The sequence below is a fragment of the Sphingobium sp. OAS761 genome, from assembly GCF_024168485.1.
Taxonomy (GTDB): domain Bacteria; phylum Pseudomonadota; class Alphaproteobacteria; order Sphingomonadales; family Sphingomonadaceae; genus Sphingobium.
Window position 1 is genome coordinate 2501 of the sequence record NZ_JALJVY010000029.1, and the last position, 3445, is coordinate 5945.

Annotated in this window: 1 tRNA gene and 2 rRNA genes; all 3 read left to right on the forward strand. The window is 54.7% G+C overall.

Going from position 1 to position 3445, the window contains the following annotated elements:
• Window positions 1-124: 124 nt before the first annotated feature.
• The 3 genes from J3E64_RS20530 to J3E64_RS20540 all read left to right on the forward strand — a co-directional run bounded on the left by J3E64_RS20530 (window position 125) and on the right by J3E64_RS20540 (window position 3323).
• Window positions 125-2921 (forward strand): 23S ribosomal RNA (locus J3E64_RS20530).
• A gap of 145 nt (window positions 2922-3066) precedes the next feature.
• Window positions 3067-3181: ribosomal RNA gene (gene rrf, locus J3E64_RS20535) — 5S ribosomal RNA — on the forward strand.
• A 65-nt stretch (window positions 3182-3246) separates the two neighbouring features.
• Window positions 3247-3323: transfer RNA gene (locus J3E64_RS20540), tRNA-Met, on the forward strand.
• The last annotated feature ends 122 nt before the right edge of the window (window positions 3324-3445 follow it).

Sequence of the window (3445 nt, forward strand, 5' to 3'; positions counted from 1 at the left end):
CGTTTGCCGCAGGGCAGGCGACCGGGGTCCGGGCGATGATCGTTCACAAATATATCTGGCTGAGTGAAAATTACCGCATTGTCGGCTGATATCCGTCAGGATTGATGCTGGTGGTGTGGACTCTCAAGCGTGAGGTAAGGGCATCTGGTGAATGCCTTGGCATGTACAGGCGATGAAGGACGTGGCACGCTGCGATAAGCGTGGGGGAGCTGTGAGCAGGCTTTGATCCCGCGATTTCCGAATGGGACAACCCACCTTCACCATTTAAGACTGCGCCAGCGTCTGCTGGATCAGTGTTAAATGGGAGAGGTATCACTAAGCTGAATAAAATAGGCTTTGGTGAAGCGAACCCGGAGAACTGAAACATCTCAGTACCCGGAGGAAAAGACATCAACCGAGATTCCGTTAGTAGTGGCGAGCGAACGCGGACCAGGCCAGTGCCTGTTGTTTAGTTAGCAGAACATTCTGGAAAGTTTGACCATAGCGGGTGACAGTCCCGTATGCGAAAGCGAAACAACAGGACTTGAGTAGGGCGGAGCACGTGAAACTCTGTCTGAACATGGGGGGACCACCCTCCAAGCCTAAATACTCGTACATGACCGATAGCGAACCAGTACCGTGAGGGAAAGGTGAAAAGCACCCCGATGAGGGGAGTGAAACAGTACCTGAAACCGGATGCCTACAAGCAGTGGGAGGGTCCTTGAGGCCTGACCGCGTACCTCTTGCATAATGGGTCTGTGACTTAGTGTATCATGCAAGCTTAAGCCGTTAGGTGTAGGCGCAGCGAAAGCGAGTCTGAACAGGGCGATTGAGTATGATGCATTAGACCCGAAACCCGGCGATCTATGCATGACCAGGTTGAAGGTGCGGTAACACGCACTGGAGGACCGAACCGTTTAATGTTGAAAAATTATCGGATGAGTTGTGCTTAGGGGTGAAAGGCCAATCAAGCCGGGAAATAGCTGGTTCTCCGCGAAATCTATTGAGGTAGAGCGTCGGATGATTGCCGTTGGGGGTAGAGCACTGGATGGTTGCGGGGGTCGCGAGATCTACCAATACTAACCAAACTCCGAATACCAACGAGTCTAGTCCGGCAGACAGACGGCGGGTGCTAAGGTCCGTCGTCAAAAGGGAAACAGCCCTAACCTACAGCTAAGGTCCCCAAGTCACGTCTAAGTGGGAAAGCATGTGGGATTTCCAAAACAACCAGGAGGTTGGCTTAGAAGCAGCCATCCTTTAAAGAAAGCGTAACAGCTCACTGGTCTAAACAAGAGATCCTGCGGCGAAGATGTAACGGGGCTCAAGACGTGCACCGAAGCTTAGGGTGTGATCGTTTACGATCACGCGGTAGCGGAGCGTTCCGTAGGCCGTTGAAGCGGGAGGGTAACCGACCGTGGAGGTATCGGAAGTGCGAATGCAGACATGAGTAGCGATTAACAGTGTGAGATGCACTGTCGCCGAAATTCCAAGGGTTCCTGCTTAAAGCTAATCTGAGCAGGGTAAGCCGGCCCCTAAGACGAGCCCGAAGGGGGTAGTCGATGGGAACCACGTTAATATTCGTGGGCCTGGTGGTGTGTGACGGATGTCGTAACTTGTTCGGCCTTATTGGATTGGTCCGGGCAGGGAAGATGTCCCAGGAAATAGCCCCACCGTATAGACCGTACCCTAAACCGACACAGGTGGAATGGTAGAGTATACCAAGGCGTTTGAGAGAAGTATCCTGAAGGAACTCGGCAAATTGCCTCCGTACCTTCGGAAGAAGGAGGCCCCACATATGCGCAAGCACTTGTGGGGGGCACAGGCCAGGGGGTAGCGACTGTTTAGCAAAAACACAGGGCTCTGCTAAGTCGGCTTCAAGACGACGTATAGGGCCTGACGCCTGCCCGGTGCCTGAAGGTTAAGAGGAGGAGTGCAAGCTCTGAATTGAAGCCCAGGTAAACGGCGGCCGTAACTATAACGGTCCTAAGGTAGCGAAATTCCTTGTCGGGTAAGTTCCGACCTGCACGAATGGCGTAACGACTTCCCCACTGTCTCCAGGATATGCTCAGCGAAATTGAATTCTCCGTGAAGATGCGGAGTACCCGCGGTTAGACGGAAAGACCCCGTGCACCTTTACTGCAGCTTCAGAGTGGCATTAGGAAAGAACTGTGTAGCATAGGTGGGAGGCTTTGAAGCGATGACGCCAGTTGTCGTGGAGCCATAGGTGAAATACCACCCTGTTGTTTTCTGATGTCTAACCTCGCACCGTTATCCGGTGCAGGGACCCTCTGTGGCGGGTAGTTTGACTGGGGCGGTCGCCTCCTAAAGAGTAACGGAGGCGCGCGATGGTGGGCTCAGGACGGTTGGAAACCGTCTGTTAGAGTGCAATGGCATAAGCCCGCCTGACTGCGAGACTGACAAGTCGAGCAGAGACGAAAGTCGGTCATAGTGATCCGGTGGTCCCTCGTGGAAGGGCCATCGCTCAACGGATAAAAGGTACGCCGGGGATAACAGGCTGATGATTCCCAAGAGCTCATATCGACGGAATCGTTTGGCACCTCGATGTCGGCTCATCACATCCTGGGGCTGGAGCAGGTCCCAAGGGTTTGGCTGTTCGCCAATTAAAGTGGTACGTGAGCTGGGTTCAGAACGTCGCGAGACAGTTTGGTCCCTATCTGCCGTGGGCGTCGATATTTGAGAGGAGTTGACCCTAGTACGAGAGGACCGGGTTGAACATGCCTCTGGTGTACCAGTCGTCCTGCCAAGGGCGCAGCTGGGTAGCTATGCATGGACGGGATAACCGCTGAAAGCATCTAAGCGGGAAGCCTCCCTCAAGATAAGATATCATCGAGCCGTGATAGACCATCACGTTGATAGGCCGGATGTGGAAGTGCGGTAACGCATGAAGCTAACCGGTCCTAATTGCTCTGTTCGCGCCTGAGAGTCCCACCATCACCGTCAAGCCTGATACAGGCCGGCGATGGCGGTAACGACATCCAGCCAGAAAAGACCGAAAAAGGCGCTCGCCCCAAATGGCAGCGCCGGCACGGAAAAAAACATCGATCCCGCAAGGCGCCCGCTTCATTGCTTGGTGACCATAGCGTCTGTGACCCACCCGATCCCATCCCGAACTCGGCCGTGAAACCAGACTGCGCCAATGGTACTGTGGCTCAAGCCCCGGAAGAGTAGGTCGTCGCCAGGCATTGAAGCCGGCGCCTTGCATAAAAACCCGTTCACATGTCCAGCGACCTCCGGTCGCGCCTCTGGCGCGGGATGGAGCAGCCCGGTAGCTCGTCAGGCTCATAACCTGAAGGTCGCAGGTTCAAATCCTGCTCCCGCAACCATGAGGTCGCTCGCCTACACAACACCAAACCCCATCATCAATGCCCTGACGAACCCCATGGTCGCCAGGGCTCCCTCGCGTCCCCAACGCCCCCACAACCAAACCCAAACAGACAAAAATGAC